This is a genomic window from Acinetobacter sp. YH12145 (assembly GCF_013418335.1).
Taxonomy (GTDB): Bacteria; Pseudomonadota; Gammaproteobacteria; order Pseudomonadales; family Moraxellaceae; genus Acinetobacter; species Acinetobacter amyesii.
This window is the reverse complement of sequence record NZ_VPCE01000014.1, coordinates 41,767-66,059: the sequence shown is the minus strand read 5'-3', so window position 1 is coordinate 66,059 and position 24,293 is coordinate 41,767. Positions and strand designations below refer to the sequence as shown.

Below are 24,293 nucleotides of genomic sequence, written 5' to 3'. Positions count from 1 at the left end.
TTAATTTTTTTTAATGACGGCATTTTAGGAAATGTTTATTTTTTCGTCTACCCTATTTTGCAAATAATTTGTTGAATTCTTCTTTTTGGCTTTCACATCACTTTAGGATTCAAGTGAATAGGAACATCAATACTGGATCATTTTTGCTGAGCTAACTTTTCGCAGCCGCTGAGATGCTGCTACACTCAAAATGCAATCTATAAAAAATTTTAAGCTCCATGATCACAATTGAATCCAAACTGCCTGCACAAGGTGTGACTATTTTTAGCGTCATGAGCGCAATGGCGCAGCGTCTAAATGCACTGAATTTATCTCAAGGTTTTCCTGATTTTCCTGCACCTCCAGCGCTGTTAAATGCGCTAAGTGATGCGACGCAACAGGGTTTTAACCAATATGCACCCGGCGATGGACTGATGCATTTACGTGAGCAATTGGTCCAACTGTTTGCCCATCGAGACCAATTAAATATTGACCCTCACACCGAAGTGACCATTACCCCGGGTGCAACCATTGGTATTTTTAGTGCCATTCAAGCCGTGGTTCATGCGGATGATGAAGTGATTATTTTTGATCCGAGCTATGATAGTTATGCGCCCAGTGTAAAATTGGTTGGGGCTCATCCCATTCACATTGCCTTAGAGACGCCACATTTTACTGTGGATTGGAATCGTGTTGCCGCTGCGATTAACGATAAAACCCGGATGATTATTGTCAATACACCGCATAATCCAACAGGTGCTATTTGGGATCGTGAGGACTGGCTCAACTTGATCGAACTGATTCAAGATAAAAATATTATTGTGCTATCAGATGAGGTCTATGAGCATTTAATTTTTGATGGTCGTCAGCATCTATCTGCTTTGTCATTTCCTGAGCTGCGTGAACGCAGTTTTGTCGTGGGCTCATTTGGTAAAACCTTTCACGTCACAGGTTGGAAAACCGGTTATTGCATTGCAGCGCCAGCCTTGATGAAAGTGTTTCGCCAAATCTATCAATTTGCCAATTTCTGTGGTGTTACGCCCGTACAAATGGCATTGGCTAACTTTATGGCAGAACATCCTGAGCACATTGCTGAATTGGCCGATTTTTACCAAGCCAAGCGTGACTGTTTCAATGCGGGCTTAAGCCACTCTAAATTTGAGTTGATTCCGTCCGCAGGTACCTATTTCCAAAACCTTGATTACAGTGCCATACGCCCAGATTTAAGCGATGTGGAAATGTGTCAGTTGTTGGCAGAGCAACATAAAATCGTGGCGATTCCTGTCTCAGTGTTCTATCAAAAACCGCCGGAAAATTTACGATTATTACGCTTCTGTTTTGCCAAACAAGATTCCACCTTAGATCAAGCTGCAGAGATTCTCTCCGCGGTTTAAAGCCGTATCTGCCCAAACGTTTTTTTAAAACAGACATGTAGAAATAATGAAGCCTTGGTTACTCAAAAACTAAGGCTTTTTTGAATGCCAACATGATAGTGTTATCAGTAACTTAAAATCATAAAAAGCCGCGTCTAGGACCTGAGCATGTCAAAACAACAGTCCCTCGTTACTCAGCAAAATTTATGGAAAACGTTTTTAGTTTTTCTGGTGCCTTTGATCGCCACCAATATTTTGCAGAATTTATCTGGGACTATTAACACCGTTTTTGTCGGTCAGATGCTTGGGGTGCATGCCATTGCAGCCGTTGCGGTATTTTTCCCGATCTTGTTCTGTTTAATGGCTTTTGTGATTGGACTCTCGGCAGGTGCAACCGTGTTGGTGGGTCAAGCTTGGGGCGCGCAAAACCTTGAAAAAGTTCGTACTGTGGTGGGTTCCACCCTTTTTATGACCTTGATTGGTGGCAGCATCATTGCCTTTTTAGGGGTGATATTTGCCAAGCCCATTTTATTGGCCTTAGGCACAGCCCCTGACGTGATGCATTTATCTTTGCCTTATGTGCAATGGATGCTTGCGGGTAGTCCACTACTCTTTATTTATATTATTTACACCTCGATTTTGCGTGGGGTCGGTGACAGTACAACACCGCTGATTGCATCGGGTATGACCATTGGTTCAGGGCTGATCATTACACCAGTACTAATTGCAGGAAAATTTGGATTTCCAAGTTTAGGTATTATTGCCCCTGCCATTGCCAGTCATATCGGCTTTTTAATTGCCTTGGTATTTTTATATTTCTACTTAAAAAAGAAAGATCACCCGCTCAAACTCGACTTCGCATTGCTTCGTCATATTCGCCATCAACATGATCTCAGCAAAATTATCTTAAAACTAGGCATTCCTACGGGTATACAGATGGTCACGACCTCTGTGGCCGGTCTCGTGATTGTCGGTTTAGTTAACCGCCATGGTGCTGATGCCACTGCTGCATATGGCGCGGTCAATCAGGTTTTGAACTATATCCAATTCCCGGCCTTGTCCATCGCGATTGCAGCTTCTATTTTTGCCGCGCAAGCCATCGGTTCGGGTCAATCTGAACTAATTAATCGCGTGAAACGTACGGCCATCGGGATGAATTTCATTATTACTGGCATCTTTGTGGCATTAGGCTATTTATTCTCTAAATATTTAATGGCGCTATTTATTACAGACCCTGAAGTTGTGGTTCTCGGTCAAGAATTGCTGTTCATTGTGCTTTGGTCGATTTTATTTTTTGGTGCCAGTGCGATTTTTGCTTCGATTATGCGGGCTAGCGGAACGGTGACCGTGCCGATGATTATTAATATTATGGCGATTATTTGCATTGAAGTGCCGTGTGCCTACCTATTTAGTGAATGGTGGGGCTTAAAAGGCATTTGGTATGCCTATGCTTTGGCTTTTGTCAGCTTATGTATTTTACAAGGGCTGTATTACCAACTGGTATGGAGACGAAAAGCCATCAAAGTATTGCTATAAAGTTTGCTAATAGCGTTCAATGCCAATACACGCTTTAAGTTTACATATGGAAAATCTTGTACAGATCCATGCATAAAGTTTGCCGTTAAACTGCTGTTTATTTTTCAACATTTGGTTTTATATCCTGTTGATTTATCTACACCTAGAACCAATTAAAATTAAAAATTGCATATTTTCAAACAATTACGGTTTGGCATAGATTTTGTTCTTATCCCTTTTATCTTTTAAGAATAATTGGGATGAGAAATTTTTTATGTCTAAACGTCAAATAAAGCTTGGGGCTTTTATTCCAACCACCTCACAGCATGTCGCGGGTTGGCGTCATCCTGAATCTCGCCCACAAGATCATCTCAATATTGATTATGCAATTGAACTGGCAAAAACCGCAGAACGTGGTCTATTCGATGCCTACTTTCTTGCCGATGGTCTGTCTGTCCGTTGGAGTTCTGCTGTCGAAGGTGAGAAAGGTTTGGGCGATAAAGGCGTTGGCTTTGAACCCGTCACATTGTTTGCAGCCTTGTCTGCTGTGACGCAAAATATTGGCTTTATTGCCACAGCATCTACGACTTATGAAGACCCCTATATTTTGGCGCGTAAATTTGCTTCTTTAGATCATATTTCTAAAGGTCGTGCTGCATGGAATGTGGTAACGACAGCTTCTGCCGATGCCGCAAAAAACTTTAACATTCAGCAGCACCCTGAACCCAAAGAACGTTACGAACGTGCCGATGAATTTATTGAGGTGACTCAAAAACTTTGGGACTCATGGGAGGATGATACCTTCCATTACAACAAAGAAACTGGGCAATTTTTTGATGCCCGAAAACAACATCAGCCCAATCATCAGGGCCAATACTATCAGGTACTGGGTGCTCTCAACGTCTCTCGCCCACCGCAAGGCTATCCGGTGATTGTTCAAGCTGGGCAATCTGAAGACGGTCGTGAACTAGCCGGTAAATATGCCGAAGTGATCTTTACAGCACAGCAGAATTTAGCAGATGCCCAAGCCTTTTATCGTGATGTCAAAAACCGCTTAGTGAAATATGGCCGCCATGCAGATGACCTGAAAATTATGCCGGGGGTTTCGATTTTTGTTGCCAAAACAGAGCAAGAAGCCCAAGAAAAATATGACTTTTTAAATAGTTTAATTCACCCAGAAGTGGGTTTAAGTTTATTGTCTGCTTTGGCAGGTGGCATTAATCTGGCCAAATTTGATCTAGATGCCCCTTTCCCGAAAATAGAAGATGCAGACATTAATTTCTCCAGTCGTCAGCAGATGATGATTGATATTGCCCAGAAGCACAATTTTAGTATTCGTCAGCTCTATCAATATATCGCTTCAGCCCGTGGACATTGGACCTTGATCGGCACGCCGGAACAAGTCGTAGACCAACTGCAGGAATGGTTTGAGAATGACGCTGCCGATGGTTTTAATGTACTGCCGCCAACAACACCTGCGGGGTTAAATGACTTTGTCGATCTCATCGTTCCTGAACTACAACGTCGCGGTCTATTCCGAACGGCCTACGAAGGCAAGACCTTACGAGAAAACTTAGGTTTAAAACGACCTGAAAACCAATATGTTTTAGAAAAAAGACATACCTCCCAAGCCTCATAAACCAACGTTTGATAAAACTGAAAAACAAATGCCCCAACTGGGGCATTTTTATGGACTGATATTGATCCAACTTAAGCGATGATCATACTGACCTATATTTGATAAGCCTAAAAAAGCCCTGAATTCAGGGCTTTTAAAAGTTTAGGTGATGGTCAATTCAGACTTACCATGCAAATTTATAATCGGCAAATCGGTGAGATAAAGGTTCAAGCAACTGATCTTTTACTGGATCACTAAAGTCAGTCAAAATGTCATTTTTAATATTGGTCAGACGGACATCTTCGCGTTTACGCGGATGGGCTAAATGAATATCTACAATACGTTTAATTCGTCCCGGATGTGGCTGCATGACCACCACCCGATCACCCAAAAAGACAGCCTCTTCGACATCATGGGTGACAATGATCATGGTGATTTTTTCACTTTGCCAGATTCGCTGTAATTCATCCTGTAAATTTTGACGCGTCAACGCATCAAGTGCGCCAAAGGGTTCATCGAGCAGTAAAATCTGTGGTCGATTCACCAAACTACGGGCAATCGCCACACGTTGATTCATCCCACCAGACAACTGCGAAGGATAAGCATCTTTAAATTGGGTTAATTTGACCAACTCTAAATGTTCATCAATCAATACATCTTCTTCTGCACGGCTAAACTGGCTTTTATGCAATGCAATCCGTACATTTTCCCGTACCGTCAACCATGGAAACAGGCGATGATCTTGAAACACGATACCACGTTCCAAACTCGTGCCCTGTATAGGCTGACCATCAACCAAAATCTGGCCCTGAAACTGACGCTCTAGACCAACCAACAACCGTAATAATGTGGATTTTCCGCAGCCACTACTTCCCACAATACTAATAAACTCACCCGGCTGAATATTCAGGTTAATGTCCTTAAGTACGGTTAAGTCTTCTTGCTTTTGTGTGGGATAATGTTTCGTTAACTGCTGAATAGAAACCGAACCAGCTTGTTCTACGCTCATATCATTATTCTCTATTTGTGCTGACAAACTTTGCTGGACTAAACCTTAGAGTTTAGCCAGCGACACTTCCGTCGATTTAATTAACACCACCACCTCTGAACCTACTTTTAAATCTAAATCCTTCACCGAACGCGTCGTGATCACAGACGTAAAAAAGCCTGCTTTGGTTTCCACATCAATTTCTGAAACCACAGGACCCTCTACGATTTCATTAATCACGCCTTTGAATTGGTTTCGCACATTTACTGAAGTAATCGCCATTTTAATTATGCCTTTTGTTATTTAGAGAGCTTTACTATAAAACAGTTCAATCACTTGCTATATCTTGATTTATCCTTTAGTTATCCCGATTTTATTTATCTTAAAATCAGATAAATAATCCACGCATGAATTTATCGGTGAAACTGATATTTAAATATCGAATTATTATTTATCTTTTATTTTTAAATCTTTCATCATGATCTGCATTTTCAACAACTATAAGAAACGATATGTCTATTTTGACCCACCCTGCAGTGCCCTCTGCACTGAAACATAAACGGGCAACAGCAACGGTCTTTGCAGATCCGTTATCGCAAGCGTTGTTGTCTCGAATTGAACAAATTGCACCAAGTGAGGCCAATGCACTCATCATTGGTGATACAGGCACAGGTAAAGAATTGGTTGCACGCCAAATCCACCAATTGAGCCATCGTGCCAAAGGTCCATTTATCGCAGTGAACTGTGGTGCCTTTACCGAATCATTAGTCGAAAGCGAATTATTTGGACATGAAAAAGGAGCCTTTACAGGGGCAATTAATAGCCGTGTCGGTTGGTTTGAAGCAGCCCATAATGGCACCTTATTTTTAGATGAAATTGGTGATCTGTCCTTGCCTATGCAAGTCAAATTACTCCGTGTTTTACAAGAAAGAGAGATCGTTCGAGTCGGCTCACTCAAATCTATTCCAATTAATGTCCGAATCATAGCCGCAACCAATGTCGATTTAGAGCATGCCGTACAGGACGGGCGTTTCAGGGAAGATTTATTCTACCGCTTACATGTGGCGTTGCTACGCATTCCACGTCTCTCAGAGCGTCGTGGTGACATTTTGCCTTTGGTTAAACATTTCATTCAGGTCTATCAAACCAACCCACATGACACACCATTACGCCTCAGCCCATTGGCGCTCAAGAAACTCCATTTACATAGCTGGCCGGGAAATATTCGTGAATTAGAAAATACCATTCAACATGCGATTTTAGTCAGTGAAAAAGGTGTAATTGAACCAGAAGATATTAGTTTTTCAAGTATTCAAAGTGCATCGTCGTTTTCGCGTGCAGAACCTTTTAACTTACAAAATGCCACCTCTGCTGTAGCCAACATCAAAGATATTCAAGATGCTGGACAGTTACTTGAGCAGACCTTTTTACAAATTTTTCAAGCCGCAAATCAACTTAAGCATGACAATATTAATGAGCTGATTGAAGAAAAATTTATCCGAAGTGCGTATCAGCACTGTCAATACAATCAAGTGCATACGGCTCGTTTGCTTGGAGTGACAAGGAACGTGATTCGCACTCGCCTAATTAAATATGGCTTATTATAAATAAGTCATATTTTTATTTATTCCACATTAAAATAATAATCCCAAAAACTGATAAATAAATATTCATCTACATTATTCTTTATTCATTGCATTATTTTAAGTATAAAAAATCAGTAATAAAAAACCTCGGTATATCCCGAGGTTTTTTATTTATTTTTCCATTTTGTCTAGATTATTCCACGGGGTTTCGTTTCCACGCTGTAAAGTATTTTTCTAGTCCAATCAAGAAGTAGTTAAAGGATAAGCCTACGAGGGTAATGACTAAAATACCCACAAACATTTGTGGAATTTCAAAGCTAAATTGCGAATAAATAATCAGATATCCCAGACCTGCTTTGGCACCAAACATTTCTACTGCAACTAAGGCCAAAATCGAAATCGCCCCTGCCAGACGGATACCGACAAAAATCGTCGGAACCGATGCAGGCAGAATCACTTTTCGGAACAATTGATAGGGTTTTAGGCCCATGGTTCGTGCCGATTTAATCAGTAAAGGATCGACTGTTTGTACGCCTGTAATGGTGTTCAATAAAATCGGCCATGTGCATGCATACACCAACAGGCTGATTTTTGAAGTTTCACCAATACCTAAAAATAAGATGAACAGCGGCATTAATGCCAATGCTGTGGTATTTCGAAACAATTCTAACAATGGATTTAAGGTTTCAGCCACGAGCTTGTACCAACCAATGATGAGACCTAAAGGAATAGCGATCGCTAGGGCCAAAATGAAACCAATAATTGAACGCTTTATACTGGCCAAGAAATGGATGCCTAATTGACCGCTTTGATATAGCTGCCATGTGGTTTCCAACACTACAGATAACGGCGGTAAAAAAGCCGGATTGACCACACCACTCCGCGGCAGAATCTCCCACAGCAAGAAAAAAGCCACAATGGCAATGGTGCGTTTAAAGACCATGTTTAACCATGTGAACTGTAGTCGGGGTTTAATGTCGTTATAGGTTTGCGTATAACTGATGGCTTGTTTAGTCGATGACATAAATAAATCCTCTGAATATTTTAGTTATGTGCAAGCTGTTTATGTTTTTCGAGGGCTTGCGCTTTAATCACTTCTTCACTGAGCAATGACCAAATTTTATGGCGAATTCGGCCATATTCAGGCAATGAACGGACATCTTCACTGGAGCTGCGCAGGCTTTGAGGAATTTCAATCACTTCCTTAATTCGCCCCGGTCTTGAGGTCATAATCGCCACACGCTGACTCAGATAAATTGCTTCATCAATACTGTGAGTAATAAAAACAATGGTTTTTTTCGAGCTTTTCCAAATATTGATCAACTCGGCTTGTAAGGTTTCACGGGTTTGCGCATCTAAGGCCGCAAAAGGCTCATCCATTAATAAAATTTCTGGTTCATAAGCCAAACTTCGGGCAATCGCAACCCGCTGCTTCATCCCACCTGAAAGTTCATTTGGATAATGCTTTTCAAAGCCACTGAGACCCACAAGCTGCAAATAGTATTCGGCTTTTTCACGGCGTTCTTTTTTTGCTACGCCTTTGGCTTCTAGACCAAATTCGATATTTTCCAGTGCGGTTAACCATGGATAGAGCGCATATTGCTGGAACACAATGCCACGGTCTAAACCCGGTTGAGTAATCTGCTTGCCACTCAGTAAAATCTGCCCTGTCGACGGTTTGGTTAAACCCGCAATTAAGTCTAATAATGTAGATTTTCCGCAGCCACTTGGCCCCACGATTGAAACAAATTCACCCGGCTGAATATCCAAAGTGACATTTTCTACGGCAACAAATTCAGGCTTATAGTTTTTACTGCCGACATGGTTTTGTGCAGAAAATACCTTACGCACGTGATCTAAATGTAATGCACTGGTCATTGTTATATTCCTTTTGATTTTTGGTCTTTCGCATAGGGATTAAATTCATTGCTATAGATACGACTGACCTCAATTTGATTCGGTTTTAATTTGTGTTCTTTTTCTAAGGCACTCACCCATGGGGCAAAATCCTGATCTTTTTGCACACCACCGACTTCGTGAACACCTGTACCTGTGTAATATGGAATAAGTGCTGTATTTTCATTGCGTTGGCGTTTTTCGATAATATTTTCCATACGAGCAATGATTTGCTCTTTCGGTGTGTTGTGTAACCATTCCTGTGCTTTGGCTACGCCACTGACAAAAGTACGAGCCAACTCAGGATGTTCTTGAATAAACTCTCCACGCATCGAAAAACTCCCTGCGGTAAAGGGGCCGTATAAATCAATATCTTTAAAGATGCTACGTACACCACCATGTTTTAAGGCCCGTTTTTCCAAAATGCCTGAGAACACCGCAATATCAATTTGCCCATTCCGTAGAGCTTGTTCTGAGCTCACCGGTGGCAACATAATCAGTTCGACCTGACGGATTTCATCATCAGTTAAGCCATGACGGGCCAAATAGTCTTTCACCACAAAGTCATAATGCGCCCCGTAGGCATTCACTGCGACTTTCTTGCCAATAAAGTCTCGTGGGCTACGAATAGGACTATTTTCTAGCACGTAGAAACCCACGTTTTGTTCAGCATCACTGCCATAAGATGCCACTACGGGGACCACATCTAGACCCGCGGCAATAACTTTCACCACAGCGCCATTAAAGGCTCCAGCGAAATCAACATCTCCTGCCACCAAGGTGAGTAAATCTTGTGGCCCACCTTGTACTGTGCCGACATAACTGAGTTTAATGTCGCCTAAATAGCCCAAGTCTTGTGCCAACTCAGGCAAAGATACCAGTCCCGGATAGCTTTGATAGCGTAGTTCTTTTAAAGCCACTTGCTGAGGTTCATCCACTTGCTGTGTGCTGCAACCAACCAAGGCTGTGCCACCGATCAAGGCAGCTAAAAATAGGCTACGCCAGAGTTGGGGAATTTTATGGATTGTCTTTTTTTTCATTGTTATGTTCTCCTATCCAACCTGCTGCCAAGCTAAAACTTTACGTTCAACCCAAGTCAGTACCGTATTGAGCAACACGCCTACAGCACCAATCAGCAACATGCCAAAAATAATCAGTTCGACATCAAAAGCCTGACGCCCTTGAATCACGATATTGCCCAGACCATTGCCATAGTTCGCCAATAAAAATTCAGAGCCAATGGTGGCAAGCCATGCGAAAATCAGCCCAAGTTGTAAACCGACAAAAATCTGCGCCGAAGCACCGGGTAATATCAATTTACGAAACGCGTATATCTTGGGAAATTGGTAGACTTCGGCCACTTCACGATATTTATGCGAAATACTGCTCACACCTTCAAAGGTGTGTAGCGCCACGGGATAAAACACCGATAAGGTAATAAACAGCACTTTGGCGCCATGTCCCTCACCTAAAAAGGTCGAAATTAGTGGCAACCATGCAAACAGCGAAATTTGACGCAATACATGAAAGCTCGGTGCAAATAACCAATTCGAAAGGCGTGAACTCGCGATCAAGATGCCAAATAACACACCCGCTATCGCACCTATGCCATAGCCAATAAAATTACGTGCCAAACTTTCGCCAAAACCTGTCAAAAAGCTCGGTTGTTGGAGCACGATCACAGCTTTTTGCAGCACGAGCCATGGACTAGGAATCAACTTCGGATCGACCCAGTTTTGCTGTGAAGCCAAAGCCCACAGTGCGATAAATGTCACAGGTAGAACGAGTGCTTTTGCTGCTTTAACTAAGACTTGGCGCGCTGCCCCGTGTAATGAAAGAATGCTCATGAGTTCCCTCCTACTCGGGTTGCGTGAAAGCGTGCCGTTTTTTCTAAGCAAGCCAGCAAGGTATCTAAGACATAGCCCGTAATACCAATCAAAATGATCGCCATGAAGATCAAGTCCATCTGCATTAGCTGACGTCCCCACACCATGAGATAACCAATTCCTTCACTACTTGCTAATAACTCGACAAAAACCAATGCCAACCACGCCTGCATAATGCCTTGACGTAAACCACTGATCACACTGGGTAGTGCAGCTGGGAAAATCACTTCTTTGAGTTTCTGCAAATTGCTGTATTGGTAAACCTCTGCCACTTCCATCAAACTATTCGGCACATGAGTAATGCCCTTATAGGTTGCAATCAACAGCGGTGGTAACACAGCCAATGAAATAGCGACAATCTTCAAAGCCTCATCGATGCCTAAGAAAATCATCAATAATGGAATCCAGCCAACAATCGGAAATTGCGCAACAAGATTCACCGTCGGAAAAATAAAGTCCCGACTACGCTTTGCTAATCCCAACACAGTACCAAGCAAAATCCCGACACTGGCACCAAGCAAGACACTCCATAAAATACGTTTGGCACTGATGGCAAAATGAAAACTCAATTCACCGCTTTGCCATAATTCGACTGTGCTTTGCCACACTAGACTCGGTGCAGGTAAAATCTGCTCAGGCAACCACTGTTTAAGTGTTGCCACATACCATAGACCGAACAACAAAACTGGCATCAGGAGTCCACACGCCACTTGCAAAGTTAGTTTTAAATAGGTCTTAAAAAAATCCAACACACTTCGGTCACTTTGCAAGGGAACCGAATGTGCAGATACATCCGTAAGGCTCATAATTCTTGTCCTTTTACGCTCTGTTCTGAGACATCAGGTTTTAAAAATTGAATAAATTCCTGATCTTTGCTGATCAAAATAATCAGACCAATAAACACCAGCCCGATCGGTAAAAATAAATTTTGTAGTCCAACCTGTGCGCCAAATACGGCGCCTATCAAGCCACCCAACAGTCCACCCGAAGGTCCGACGAGGGCTAAAATTGGAGAAATCTTAGCCATCGCGGTTTGCTCACCGACTCGGGCGAAAGACATAAAATTGGCGATATGCAACATACCGAGCCCTAGTCCAAACATGACCGAAGCAGGCCACATCAACAGCGTGATTTTGGTTAAGGCTAAAATCAGTAATGCCGTTGCCATCAGGCTTAGGCCAATCAAATAAAACTTTTGATATCCCATCAACTCAGCCAAACCACCCATGCTGAATAGCGATCCCACAAAGACGATGCCTTGTACGGTCAACAGCATCACCGCCATTGGCTCTGAAAGTGCAAAACTTTGGATAGCAATCACCACAATGAAAAAGCCAAAGTAGTTATTTGCCACGCTGCTCAAAAATTCCAATATGCAAACAATCCGTAATGAGGCATGGGTTTTGATGAGTGCCAAAGGCGCCACAATATCCCGCCATTGAAAATGCGGGCGATTCGTCGCTTGCGGAGTGCTACGTTGAAAGCACCACGGAGCCAACAGCAAGGTGCCTAAAAAAAGCAAAGACACCACATAAAAACTTCCGCCATAGCCGAAATACTCGATCAACAACACGCTCAGCGCAGGCGCAATCAGGAAATATCCCATCATGTGCGAACCGCGAAACCAACCCGCACGGGCTGGACCTAGACGTTTTAAGTTGCTCAAAAAAACGGTATTGATCGAAACAAAGCGCATGGGTAAGACAAAACTCACCAAGACTGTCACCGCAAAGAGATACCATGCACCAGCTTTCAGTGGCGTTAAGCTATAGACCACAGCGCCCAACACACTGCCCATGCAGAATATTTTCAAAGACCCAAAGCGCTGTACCAACACGCCAATCGGCAATGCCATGATCAAAATGCCAAAATTTTGCGCTGCTGAAATTAACCCCAATTGCAATTCGGTGGCTTCTAAATGCACGGCATACAAGGAAATTAATACCCGTGCGACACCCACACCCAGTCCAGCCAAAATCGTGAGCAGCACAAAACTGCTCATAAATTTGGTGGTTAATGGACTGGCAATTACATTGCTTTCAATCGGACGACTCATGGCTGCGACTTACTTCGGTTGACCTTGAGCATTAAATTGGCGCCAGTAACCCTCTAACTTCAGCTCTTTCAAGGCATTATTTAGATACTTCGGCTCATACCATGTTTTGGTATCCACATCACGACGGATTAAACGAGCGTCTTTGGCAATTTTTAAAGCACTGTCAATTTGTGAACGGTGGAACTCGTCTAGTAGCGGTGTAGTACGGTCTTTTAAATTCCAGCCATCCCACGTTTTTTGATAATCCACCAACGGAATGCCACTTTGAGCCCAGAGTTTATATTGCGCACTACGGTTGGCTTCTTGAGAACTCCACTGCGCCTGTTTAATCAGTGTCGTCACGACACGTTGCACTACCTCTGGATATTGTTTTTCAAAACTTTCTGTCACCCAAAAGTGCGCAATCGGTGCAACTTTGGGATCTTTAATTTCAACTAAAGTTTTTGCCACACCACGTGCTTGCAAACTAAACGGCGAAGTAATCGTGGCATCAATATCTCCCGTCGCTAACGCAGTACGTGCCGAATAGGCATCTTGCGAAATCACTCGTAAATCGCGCTCAGTTAAATTGTATTTTGCTAATACACGGTTAAAGACGATCTGACCATTGGTCCCTTTGAAGACGGAGAATTTTTTGCCTTTTAGATCTGCAAAGGATTTAGCATTTGATCCGGCAGGCACCACCACATAGGTAGGACCAAAACGCCCTGTCGAAAACAACACTTTGGTTTTTAATCCCGTTGAACGTCCAACCAATGAGGGCAAATCGCCATGCAATGCAAAGTCCACTTTGCCATTGGCTAAAGCTTCGTTGGTTGCAGGGCCTGCTCCGGGGAAGAACAGCCAATTCACCTTAATGCCATCTTTTTTAAATTCTTGTTCGAGCACACCTCGTAAATGTGCTGTAGCTACAAAACTACCGCCCACTTTGGGTTTACCCCCCTCACCCGCAGCTGATACTGAAATGCGAATTTCTTTGGGATTGGCAGCATGCAATTGAACGCTTAAACCAAGTGCTGAAAGTGCCAAGAATGTGGCTGCGATTTTTTTAGAGATAATTTTCATTTTAAATGTTCCTTAATGGTTTAAATATTTGAATTAAAAGGTGTACTGAACCTGAGCTTGCAGCTCATTGGTGTCTTTTTGATTTGCCGTTTCGACATCAAACAGATAGTGATTCAGCTGTAATTGGAATTTTGTGGTTTGCGCAAAAAATAGGTTTAAACCCAAAGAGTGAATGTCATATTCACCAATACGACCGCTCGCGGTATCGAGATAGCTTGCGTTGTTTTTATTCGGGTTATAGCGGTCAAAACGGTAATAACCTTGGACTGACTTTGGCCAGAAATCATCAAATTTGGCATTGGATTTAATACTGTTGTAGAACTGATCGCCCAAGGTGTAAAAAGCGGTAAAAGTATGCCCTTCCGCTTTGGCTTCTTTGATGTCTTGGGCTACAGTGTCGACATAATCGGTCTTGCCTTGCAGATATTCATAGGTCACACCAAATGGAGCGTGGTTATAATAAATATCGAAACCCAAACGATCACGTTTTGCAGCATCATCACTGATTCCGCCGGCTGAAATTTTCGATTCGCCTTTGATATAAGAGGCACCGAACTTCAACTCACGGAAAATGCTGGCGTAGTCCACTGGCAAGGTAAAAGCCACACGACCGATATAATCTTTACCATTGTTGTCATCTGCCTTATTGCCGGCATTCCCATTGGTTACCCCTAAGGCATACTCAAATAGCGGCGCACGGTAGTTCGATGCAAAGTCGACAAAAGGTTTGGCATCTCCACGGACGATAAATCCATTTTGACGATTAAACAGTCCTAAAAAGGTCGAAGCTGCAGCGGTACTAATGGTCGGACGCAAATCTTCAGGAGACTGCACATCTAGACCAAAGGGCAATAACTGCTGACCGAGCGTAAAGTTCAGTTTGGCAGTTTCAGGGCCCGCATTGGTGGCAAAAGCGTTATAGCGAACAAAGGCATCCAGTAAGTTAAAGTTACTGTTATTGGTGCCATCATTGCGTTTGCCATAACCAAAGGACAATTGATAATCGAGGTTTTTGCCTTCGTTATAATCCCGGAATAAATTCCCGCGTACACCGATCAGCGCAGTCCCAATATCAAATGTTGATTTGGTTGCACCCAACACACCCGTTTCATCGAGCGCACTGGCACGTAGTTGAACTGTGCCATACAGGGTTGTATCACGAGTCGATTTTGTAGTTTGACGTTCATATTGACGTGACTGATCGTACTTATAGTTTTCAATATCTGCACGTAAGCCGTCGATATCTTCGGATGTTGCTGTGGTCACTTCTGCAACTTGCGTTTCACCTTCAACATCAGCGGCGTTGCTCGTATCGTCTGTCGTCACAGCGGCCGTTTCGACGACTTGGCTTTTCGTCGCACCAGATTCCACGGCATTTAAGCGTTTTTGCAAACTCTCAATTTGTTGTTTTAAGCTGCTCAGTTCTTGCTGAAGTGCTTCATCGGATGCAAAACTCAGCTGACTGGTTGCGGATAAAATCAGTCCGACCGCAACGGTTAATGTGGTTTTTTTCATGATTTGGTTTCACTAACATTTTTCCCAAAGCGCAAAATCCCCCAACCCCATGCAAGGTGCATGAAGTGAATGTACTGCGTGGGTTTTTTAAAAATTAATCTGAGTGGTCGTAGGTTTTATTCAACTTATGCACGACCGAAACTCGAAGACAGCTTTTAGAATTTAAGCGCGCATCATCGCGAGTGTCATAGCACAACAACATGCCTGTTGTAGGACACGAAAAGCAGAAAGATATCGATGCGTAAAAGTACTCATAAATGTTCCATACAGTGGTGAGTTTTGTTCACTCTAATATGGCAACAACTGTGCCAACATTTTAAGTATTTATTTTTTAAAGTTTTATTATTTAAATCTGATAAATTCTGTTGGTTTTAACGCCAAAAAACTGTTGGTTATTCAACAGTTGCTTATTTCAAATCATCAGTTATTTCCATTTTTATATCTCATTTTATGAAATAAGAAATACGCTTTGGGCTTTTAATAACTGATGTTACGCCTGTAAAAGTAATTTCGGATTTTTAAAATGATTTTTAAATCTATTCGATGGAGTCTTACATCTAGGGATTGAATAACGGGATTAGCCTTCGGCTGGAGGTACTCTTACGAAACGTTGTTTCTCATTCGACAAAATGAGAAGCGTGCTTCGCAAGGAAACCATCTTGCGGTGCAATACACCTCACCGACAAAACTCGATCAATACCATCAAATGATTCAAAGGATCGCAAAAACATTTGTGATTAAAAGTCGTCTTGTCTCAAACAATTGCGGATGACACTACCGCGTATCGTTCTTTTATTTGGATCAAATTGCGCTTCTGATATTACTAGAGCATAAAAAAACCCACTGACGTGGGCTCTTTTCAATTGATTTTAATTACCGCTTATTGACCAAATTTAGTCGCCATGGCAGTTAATTTTTGATAACCCGTCGGTAGCAAACGTTGAATTAAATCAATCGCTTTTGCATCATTACCAATCAATAAACGACGCTTATCTTTTTGTACTGCTGCAATGATTTGACGAGCCGCTTCTTCAGGTGGACAACGCAAGAATTTATTAAACGACTGCGCCGATTTTTGTGGGTTCATGCCTAAACTTTTCAAGCTGTCATTCATTTTTGCGGCATTGGCAATATTGGTACGAATACCGCCCGGATGTACACATAACGCACTCACGCCACAGTTTTCAATATCCAATTCTTGGCGTAAAGATTCGGTAAAACCACGTACTGCAAATTTAGTGGCATTATATGCCGACTGTGTTGGCTGTGCTGTTAAGCCAAACAAGCTGGAAATATTGATGATATGACCTTCACCACTTTGCTTGATATACGGTAAAAATTCTTTGGTGCCATAAACCACACCCCAGAAGTTAATGTTGACAATCCACTCCAGCTCTTCATAGCTTGCCCCTTCAACGGTCGTACCCAATGCCACACCCGCATTGTTAAAAATCATATTCACTGAACCATGATCTTTAACAGTCTGTGCTGCCCATGCTTTCATTGCCGCAAGGTCTGACACATCGAGTTTTTGCGTGGTTACACGTACATTGCTGGCTTTCACTAAGTCTACGGTTGCCGCAAGACCCTGCTCATTCACATCGCTTAAAGACAGATGACAGCCTTGTTTCGCCAAAAGCACAGCCAATTGCTGACCAATACCTGAACCTGCACCTGTAATGGCAGCCACTTTATTTTTGAAATTTTTCATTGTGATTCCTTATTCCTTTATGCTGCCGCTTGGCTTTATCACAGCGTGATCTCATTTGCCAATGTGTGCAGTTCGTCGACTTAATATAGTTTTGACAATACATATTGTCAATGTCATCTTAGGACGTGCTAAGCTGTTGAAATCGCCAATGCTTAAACATAGGTTTAAACTGAAATTATTGCTAAAATAAGACAAAATTCTGCTTTAGTTCAGCGTATATTTTCATGACAGATGCAACAAATCACACAGAACAACAACAGGCAAAAAATGTGAAGGAACGTCAATTTAAAGGGCTTTCTCTCAGTGAACGTAAGCAAGCGCGACGTGAAAAACTGATTGAAGCCGGTATAGAAGCCTATGGTACACATGGCTTTTTTTCCGTGACCGTGAAAGATATTTGTTTGGAAGCCAAGCTGACCGAACGCTATTTTTACGAATCATTTAAGAAAAGTGAGCAACTGTTCCAAACCATTTTTTTAAAATTAATCGATGAACTGCAACAAAACGTGATGCAAGCCATCATGCAAGCATCAACCGATTCTAAAAAAATGATTGAAGCAGGTTTAACCGCCCTATTGTTAACTTTAAAAAATAATCCACGTATGGCGCGCATCATTTACATCGATGCCATGTTGGTACAAGAGCTACATAACCAAGCCACGATTCATGAAACCATGATGCGCTTTGACCGTATGATTCATGCCTTTGTCATGCTCATGATGCCGAATATTGATCGTTCAGAACGTGAAATTTCGATGGTCGCAACTGGTCTCAATGGTTATGTCACTCAAATCGCGATTCGTTGGGTCATGAGTGGTTATAAACAGCCGATTGATGAGGTTTTATCGTCATGTAGCGTGGTCTTTTTGGCCTTGTTGGATGCTTTTTCTGAAAAACCCAGTAAATAAATTTTGGCCTCAACACTGATCTTTACAATTTTTTGAATGATTTTTTTGTGACAACAACATGATGCAAAGCCCATGTTGTTGAATATTTCAGGATTTAAATTGTCACAATTTCTTTCTAAACCCCAATGAAAGATCATTTTTGCAATGATACTGTCATAATTAATCTTTGTAATAAGCCTGTCATAAATATAAAACGGTCTACCGTTTACATAAAATAGGGTATTGCGCTGTGAAAGATGACTATATTTTAATCGTCGACGACGAACTCCCGATTCGGGAAATGATCCATACTTCACTGGATATGGCTGGTTTTCAATGTCAGCAAGCTGAAGATGCGAAACAAGCGCACCAAATGATTGTGGATCAGCGTCCTGCACTGATTTTATTAGATTGGATGATGCCTGGCGGCGTGAGTGGTGTAGACCTATGTCGTCGTTTAAAACGCGATGAAAATTTGTCAGAAATTCCAGTCATCATGCTCACTGCGCGCGGCGAAGAAGACCATAAAGTCCAAGGTCTGGACGCGGGTGCAGATGACTACATGACCAAACCCTTTTCCACCCGTGAGTTGGTGTCACGCATTAAAGCTGTGCTGCGTCGCTCAAATGCATTGGGTGGTGAAAAAACCATTGATGCCAATGGTTTAATCCTCGATCCAGTCAGCCAACGTGTCAGCTTTGGTAACACCATTTTAGATATGGGACCGACTGAATATCGTTTACTGGCCTTCTTCATGACTCATCCTGAACGTGCCTATACCCGTGCTCAATTATTAGATCAGGTTTGGGGTGGAAACGTGTATATTGAGGACCGTACCATTGACGTGCATATTCGTCGTTTGCGTAAAGTTCTTGAACCTTTCCAAGCCGATCGTTATGTGCAAACTGTTCGTGGTACAGGTTACCGTTTCTCTACCCGTGCAGACGCTGTGATGGGTTAGTCATTTTAGGTCTTTAATTTTCTATGTACGAACCGTATCCCGTCCCTGAACTTGCCAGTGAACATAAAAAATTCCGTTACAGCAGTTTATGGACTTTTGCCAAGCAGGATTTAAGACTGCTGGCATTTTTCCTGCTCATTGCTGCACTCATCGGCTTTGGTATCGGGTACTTATGGATCTGCATCTTAATTGCCTTTGCAGTGTTCTTTGCATTGCAAATGCGTTCGCTGTACTTGGTCAACGAATGGATTTCAAACCGTCCTTATGATGTCCCGCCGAATTTAGACGGCATTTGGGGGGCTTTGCTCTTTAATGTATACCGTGCCCAGCGCCAAGAACGCATCGTACAAGCTGAAATGGTCGGCCTAATTGACCGCGCTCAATCTTCCTTGGTGGCGCTTGCTGAAGCTGTGGTATTGATTGATGAATTACACCAAATCGAATGGTGGAACCCTGCCGCAGAAAAGTTGTTGGGGATTCAACAGCTCGATCAAGGGCGCAATATTTTAAGTATTTTAAGACAGCCTAGTTTTATCGAATACTTTACCAATATCGATTTAGCCCCCGATGGTTTAAAAATGAAATCATCGGTACTTGAAGACCATTATGTGCAAGTGAAATTGACCCGTTTTGGTCGTGAAAGTCGATTACTGGTGGCTTATGACGTCACGCGCATGCATAACCTTGAGCAAATGCGTAAAGACTTTGTCGATAATATTTCACATGAGCTACGCACACCACTTACGGTTTTAAGTGGCTATATCGAAACCTTTACCGATCAGGAAGATTTAAATCCACGCTGGAAACGCGCATTCGATCAAATGCAGTCTCAAACCCGCCGTATGAATGCTTTGGTTAATGACTTGTTATTATTATCTCGTCTGGAAAATGATAAAAAAGTTGCTAAAAATCAAATCATTGAAATGCCCAGCCTAATGAACCAACTATATGACGATGCACATGCTTACAATGTGGATTATGGACATACACTGAATCTCGAGATTGATAGTCACTGTGACCTGATCGGATCAGATATGGAATTGGCGAGTGCCTTTAGTAACCTCATCACCAATGCAATTAAATACACCCCCAAAGGCGGTACTGTGACCATTGGTTGGCATGATGATGGTACGCATGGTTATTTTACCGTTGAAGATACGGGTATCGGGATTGACCCGAAACACTTACCCCGTTTAACGGAACGGTTTTACCGTGTGGACAGCGCACGTAGTCGCCAAACGGGAGGAACAGGTTTAGGTCTTGCCATCGTGAAACACGTTTTGATGCAACATCAGGCACACCTTGAAATTGAGTCCAAAGAAAACCGCGGTTCGCTGTTTAAAGTCGTCTTCCCTAAAGAACGCTTGTATCATGTGAGCTAAGCAGAATCATCCTGCCGGTCTTGCTGTGCTTCCAACTGTTGTTCTTGTTGTTTGGCACGGCGATATGCAGGACGCTGTTGCATCCGTTGTAAGAAAGCCTGAATTTGTGGATATCGCCCTTGAGTTCTGGTCATAACGGCTTCTAATGGAAACGTCATCTGAATATCCGCAAAGCTAAACGGTCCCGCAAAATATTCATTTTCCGCTAAATGGTTTTCTAAAAACTCGATATGTTCTTTTAAGCGAGGTCGTACAAAACCTTTTTTGACCCCATCACAAATGCGATTAGCTACGGGTTTGATGACCCAAGGTACATGGCGTGGCACATTGCTCATGACCAACTGCATCACCAACAACGGCATTAGAGAACCTTCGGCATAATGCATCCAAAAGCGATATTGTTGTTTTGAATGTTCCGCCTTGGCTGCAAAAAAATCATGCCGATCATACTTCTCTTGTAAATACTCCAAGATCGCTGCAGATTCTACCAAGACCAGTCCATCATCCTGCAATATGGGCGACTTCCCTAAAGGATGGATGGCTTTAAGCTCAGGGGGAGCAGACAAATTTGGCTGGCGCAGATAAAACTGAACCTGATAATCCAGTCCTAATTCCTGCATTGCCCATAAAATACGAAATGAACGAGATTTTTCTAGATGATGTAGCACCCGCATGGGTTCATCTCCTATATGAAGTCTAAAATTTTCTTATTTCTGGCATGCCATTATTATTTTGAAGTAGTTAAATCATAAAAAGTATCAGATCACTGCTTGGATCTGTATCAAAACTAAATTTTGCACAGTACAGCAGCGACCTGCATTTAAATTAAACTAGAGTGGTTTTAATGTCTACACTGCGCAATAAAGTTTTTGTCACTGGGGTTTTTTCACAAATGGACAAGATTTTTTGCTCTAACTCTGCATCCAAGGATGTTTGAAAATGCAGGCGTCGCTCAACCCATTCAGCTCCTTCACGGTTCGCACAAAAGTCTGCCTCGACACGAAACTCACCCAATTGGATTTGTTTATGTGCTGCATACATGCGCAAGGTAATCATTGTGCATGAGATTAAGGATGCGCACAGTAAATCATACGGTGCTAAACCTAAGTCCCCGCCGCCAAATGATTCGGGCTTATCGGTAATAAGTTGATGTTTTCCACTCTGAATTTCACCTGACCACGGTGCTTCTAAGGTGTTTACTGTTGCCGTTGCGACGATACCCATAATGACTCCCTCATGGTTATACCGCACCATTTTCACCACAGGTACGGCTGTTCATTTTTATTTTTAAGTTAACGTGATGGACGCATTTTATCAGGGAAAGCAGGTGCTTCTAGTCGTGGACCATCATAGTCTGGAATAGAGCCAAAGCGTTCGTCCTGATTAATCCACTGCTCACGGGCAATATTCAATTCTTCTTGTGTGCGCCCCACAAAATTCCACCACAGCAGAATCGGTGATTCAAAAGGTTCCCCCCCTAATAATAAAACACGGCCACCTGCATGCAGATCAATTTTGACTTGGGTTAAGCCCGGCTCAAGTACCACCATATTGTCTTCATTGAGCTCGTGACCATTAATACTGGCAGTCCCTTCGAGGGCCATAAAGCCATATTCAAATTTTGGATTGAGCGGCAGGACGGTACTTTGACTTTCCGAACTACGCAGATCGACACCCAATAATTCACTATGTACTTTTACCGGCGATTTAGTCTGTAAAAATTCACCCACCAATACCGTCAATTCAATCCCGTCTTGCGTCACCACAGGCAATTCTGGGTAATGGTCAAATTGGGGCGCCATATTGATTTTGTCATCTGGCAATGCAATCCAAAGCTGCGCAGCATGCATTTGTGTTTCAGACTCTGGAGCAACCTCAGTATGCGAAATACCATAACCCGCTGTCATGAGATTGACTTGTTTGGGCTGAATTAACTGATGTGTGCCCAAACTGTCGGTATGCATCATGGTGCCATCAATCATCCATGTAAACGTTTGCAAACCAATATGTGGATGCGGCCCAACATCTAAGCCATCACCTTGAGGGAAATGCACTGGACCAGCATGATCAAGGAAACACCATGCACCAATCATTCGTTTATGACGACTTGGTAAAGCTCGTTTAATCACTGTGCCTTGACCAATTTCAGCACGGCGCAGTGGAAATTCTTGAATGAACTGATTGACGTATTTTTCACAATCGTCGGAATGAGATATTTCTGTGTAATTGGTATTGGTCATATTCTTACCCTAAATTTGGCTAAGCCGACGCAAGGACTATCGGCTAGAGAGCTATGCATTTTTTTCCATTATATCTGCATTAACTCCATCTTCTTCAGCTGTCATTAATACGCTGAATCACAGAGATAGGACAATCGTTTTTTTGTTGCCTAATATGACATACAGCATAACAGTTTTCGATGCTTATTTAGACAATATCCAATGCGAAATTACTTGTTCAAATCACGTGAAATGTAAATTTAAGTAACATAAATTAACACTCACTTTTGACCAAACAATACCAAATAATTCACAAATCATTGAAATAACTTGTTTAATTTTAAATAAGAATGATATAGATTATTTAAGTTACATAAATTTACATACAAACCATACTCAACCATCGGTAATCTTGCATGATCAATGAGTATAAGAAAGAATCACGTGTACTGATCCAAAATGCCTTGAAAGGAACCTTTGTTCGCGTTCCTGCTCAATTTCGTCAAGAATTTTTCCACTACCATCGTCGTCAACTTTTTAAATTCTTTTTCCAAGTCAACATCGTTGCACAATTGGCCTATCTCTCTTATGCCATAGCGGATTGGTTTATGTTGCCCGATGTGGGCTTGCTCGCGATAGGCTTAAAAACTGCCTATACCTTACTGATGATGGGCATCACATGGGGCATTTATACATATAGTAAGAGCATTTTACTCTTTGACTTGATGCTTCCCCTATCGATCGTTGGTGCTTCTGCGCTGTGGTTTAGCCTACTCAATTTATCCAATAGCCCCGATGTGCCGATCTATTTATATGCATCTTTGGTTTTTATTGTGTTAGCCAATTTATGTGTGCAAATACGCTTTAAGGCTGCTGTGCTCATTTCTCTATGTATCAGTCTAATTTTACTGATTGGGGTATATTTCGCCATTTCTGGCAATATCCATCAACTGCAACTGTTTATCTTGATCTATTCGCCCGTGTTGTTATTTAGTTTGTATATCAGTTGGAATTCAACGCAAAAATCTAGAATTGTATTTTTACACAGTAAACTCGATCAGTTGAACCGTGAAGCGCTCAATATTATGGCGCATACCGACGTGCTGACCGGCTTAAACAATCGCCGTCAATTTATTCAACTTGCCAATTATCATATTCATCATCAGTCCAAACCGTTACAGCCACTTTCATTACTGATTTTTGATGTCGACAAATTTAAAAATATTAATGATCAGTTTGGGCACTATATTGGTGATCATGTTTTACAACAAATTGCCGAAACGTGCCGACATACTTTACGTAGCCAAGACATCATTGCCCGCTTCGGTGGTGAAGAATTTATTATCCTTTTACCGCAGACACACCTGCGTCAGGCTCAAGATATTGCCGAACGTCTGCGACGGGCAATAGCCGATGATTATTTAGAACTTGATACACTACAAAAACTTAAATTTACCGTTTCAATTGGTGTTGCCGAATTTGGTCAAAAAAACCGAGATTTACAAAGTGTAATTCGCATGGCCGATCAGGCACTTTACCAAGCAAAATCTGCAGGACGCAATCAAATTTCAACTTATAAAACAGCAAGTTAATAATATATTTTGTAACATTCAACAGACGATTTTTTATCATCCATTCGAAAAATCCCTAGTTTCA

Annotated in this window: 22 protein-coding genes; 8 read left to right on the top strand and 14 right to left on the bottom strand. The window is 42.1% G+C overall.

Annotated features, from left to right (window positions below; all coding sequences use genetic code 11):
- The first annotated feature begins 218 nt into the window (after positions 1-218).
- The 3 genes from FTU80_RS13750 (at position 219) to FTU80_RS13740 (ending at position 4,506) form a co-directional block, all read left to right on the top strand.
- Entirely contained in the window at positions 219-1,373 is a 1,155-nt protein-coding gene (locus FTU80_RS13750) for a methionine aminotransferase (RefSeq protein WP_180085670.1), read from the top strand.
- A 147-nt stretch (positions 1,374-1,520) separates the two neighbouring features.
- Positions 1,521-2,888 carry an MATE family efflux transporter gene (locus FTU80_RS13745; RefSeq protein ID WP_180085668.1) on the top strand — a complete coding sequence of 456 codons (1,368 nt, stop codon included), beginning with the start codon at positions 1,521-1,523 and terminating at the stop codon, positions 2,886-2,888.
- 253 nt (positions 2,889-3,141) lie between these two features.
- A complete protein-coding gene (locus tag FTU80_RS13740; RefSeq protein WP_180085666.1) occupies positions 3,142-4,506 on the top strand; it encodes an LLM class flavin-dependent oxidoreductase in 1,365 nt (454 codons plus the stop codon).
- A gap of 163 nt (positions 4,507-4,669) precedes the next feature.
- Here FTU80_RS13740 and FTU80_RS13735 read toward each other — a convergent pair whose 3' ends face one another.
- Both FTU80_RS13735 and FTU80_RS13730 read right to left on the bottom strand, forming a co-directional pair.
- On the bottom strand, positions 4,670-5,494 hold the full coding sequence (locus tag FTU80_RS13735; RefSeq protein WP_078194037.1) for an ABC transporter ATP-binding protein: 825 nt from the start codon (positions 5,492-5,494) through the stop codon (positions 4,670-4,672).
- A 45-nt stretch (positions 5,495-5,539) separates the two neighbouring features.
- Complete coding sequence (locus FTU80_RS13730; protein ID WP_067765474.1) at positions 5,540-5,755, bottom strand: molybdopterin-binding protein; 216 nt, start codon at positions 5,753-5,755, stop codon at positions 5,540-5,542.
- Between the two features lie 230 nt (positions 5,756-5,985).
- Between FTU80_RS13730 and FTU80_RS13725 the strand changes: the two genes are divergently transcribed.
- Positions 5,986-7,080, top strand: a complete 1,095-nt coding sequence (locus tag FTU80_RS13725) for a sigma-54-dependent Fis family transcriptional regulator (protein ID WP_078194038.1) — start codon at positions 5,986-5,988, stop codon at positions 7,078-7,080.
- A 172-nt stretch (positions 7,081-7,252) separates the two neighbouring features.
- Here FTU80_RS13725 and FTU80_RS13720 read toward each other — a convergent pair whose 3' ends face one another.
- The 9 genes from FTU80_RS13720 to FTU80_RS13680 form a co-directional block, all read right to left on the bottom strand.
- Complete coding sequence (locus FTU80_RS13720) at positions 7,253-8,083, bottom strand: ABC transporter permease (protein ID WP_180085664.1); 831 nt, start codon at positions 8,081-8,083, stop codon at positions 7,253-7,255.
- A 20-nt stretch (positions 8,084-8,103) separates the two neighbouring features.
- Positions 8,104-8,937: an ABC transporter ATP-binding protein gene (locus FTU80_RS13715; RefSeq protein WP_180010785.1), complete on the bottom strand. Its 834-nt coding sequence runs from the start codon at positions 8,935-8,937 to the stop codon at positions 8,104-8,106.
- 2 nt (positions 8,938-8,939) lie between these two features.
- Entirely contained in the window at positions 8,940-9,995 is a 1,056-nt protein-coding gene (locus FTU80_RS13710; RefSeq protein ID WP_180010787.1) for an ABC transporter substrate-binding protein, read from the bottom strand.
- 12 nt (positions 9,996-10,007) lie between these two features.
- Positions 10,008-10,802, bottom strand: coding sequence for an ABC transporter permease (locus tag FTU80_RS13705; RefSeq protein WP_180085662.1), 795 nt, complete (start codon positions 10,800-10,802; stop codon positions 10,008-10,010).
- Positions 10,799-11,647 carry an ABC transporter permease gene (locus FTU80_RS13700; RefSeq protein ID WP_180085660.1) on the bottom strand — a complete coding sequence of 283 codons (849 nt, stop codon included), beginning with the start codon at positions 11,645-11,647 and terminating at the stop codon, positions 10,799-10,801. The genes FTU80_RS13705 and FTU80_RS13700 overlap by 4 nt, the downstream gene beginning before the upstream one ends.
- Positions 11,644-12,897, bottom strand: a complete 1,254-nt coding sequence (locus tag FTU80_RS13695; protein ID WP_180085658.1) for an MFS transporter — start codon at positions 12,895-12,897, stop codon at positions 11,644-11,646. Before FTU80_RS13695 ends, FTU80_RS13700 begins: the two co-directional genes overlap by 4 nt.
- Positions 12,898-12,906: 9 nt before the next feature.
- Complete coding sequence (locus FTU80_RS13690) at positions 12,907-13,962, bottom strand: ABC transporter substrate-binding protein (RefSeq protein ID WP_180049473.1); 1,056 nt, start codon at positions 13,960-13,962, stop codon at positions 12,907-12,909.
- A 33-nt stretch (positions 13,963-13,995) separates the two neighbouring features.
- On the bottom strand, positions 13,996-15,477 hold the full coding sequence (locus FTU80_RS13685; RefSeq protein ID WP_180085656.1) for a carbohydrate porin: 1,482 nt from the start codon (positions 15,475-15,477) through the stop codon (positions 13,996-13,998).
- Between the two features lie 880 nt (positions 15,478-16,357).
- A complete protein-coding gene (locus FTU80_RS13680; RefSeq protein WP_180085654.1) occupies positions 16,358-17,188 on the bottom strand; it encodes an SDR family oxidoreductase in 831 nt (276 codons plus the stop codon).
- A 224-nt stretch (positions 17,189-17,412) separates the two neighbouring features.
- Here FTU80_RS13680 and FTU80_RS13675 point away from each other — a divergent pair, with 224 nt between their 5' ends.
- The 3 genes from FTU80_RS13675 to phoR all read left to right on the top strand — a co-directional run bounded on the left by FTU80_RS13675 (position 17,413) and on the right by phoR (position 20,418).
- Positions 17,413-18,096, top strand: coding sequence for a TetR/AcrR family transcriptional regulator (locus tag FTU80_RS13675; RefSeq protein ID WP_078191503.1), 684 nt, complete (start codon positions 17,413-17,415; stop codon positions 18,094-18,096).
- 229 nt (positions 18,097-18,325) lie between these two features.
- Positions 18,326-19,036: a phosphate regulon transcriptional regulator PhoB gene (gene phoB, locus FTU80_RS13670; protein WP_078194048.1), complete on the top strand. Its 711-nt coding sequence runs from the start codon at positions 18,326-18,328 to the stop codon at positions 19,034-19,036.
- 23 nt (positions 19,037-19,059) lie between these two features.
- The gene (gene phoR, locus FTU80_RS13665; protein WP_078191505.1) at positions 19,060-20,418 is read left to right on the top strand and encodes a phosphate regulon sensor histidine kinase PhoR; all 1,359 of its coding nucleotides are present in this window, start codon (positions 19,060-19,062) and stop codon (positions 20,416-20,418) included.
- Here phoR and FTU80_RS13660 read toward each other — a convergent pair.
- From FTU80_RS13660 to FTU80_RS13650, 3 genes are all read right to left on the bottom strand, one after another.
- The gene (locus tag FTU80_RS13660) at positions 20,415-21,092 is read right to left on the bottom strand and encodes a glutathione S-transferase family protein (RefSeq protein WP_180035124.1); all 678 of its coding nucleotides are present in this window, start codon (positions 21,090-21,092) and stop codon (positions 20,415-20,417) included. The two genes, phoR and FTU80_RS13660, sit on opposite strands and share 4 nt — an antisense overlap.
- Before the next feature lie 151 nt (positions 21,093-21,243).
- Positions 21,244-21,642 (bottom strand): OsmC family protein, encoded by a 399-nt coding sequence (locus tag FTU80_RS13655; RefSeq protein WP_111885787.1) that lies wholly within the window; start codon positions 21,640-21,642, stop codon positions 21,244-21,246.
- A gap of 68 nt (positions 21,643-21,710) precedes the next feature.
- Positions 21,711-22,658: a pirin family protein gene (locus tag FTU80_RS13650; RefSeq protein ID WP_078194052.1), complete on the bottom strand. Its 948-nt coding sequence runs from the start codon at positions 22,656-22,658 to the stop codon at positions 21,711-21,713.
- A 395-nt stretch (positions 22,659-23,053) separates the two neighbouring features.
- Here FTU80_RS13650 and FTU80_RS13645 point away from each other — a divergent pair, with 395 nt between their 5' ends.
- Positions 23,054-24,229, top strand: a complete 1,176-nt coding sequence (locus FTU80_RS13645; protein WP_180085652.1) for a diguanylate cyclase — start codon at positions 23,054-23,056, stop codon at positions 24,227-24,229.
- Positions 24,230-24,293: the final 64 nt, after the last annotated feature.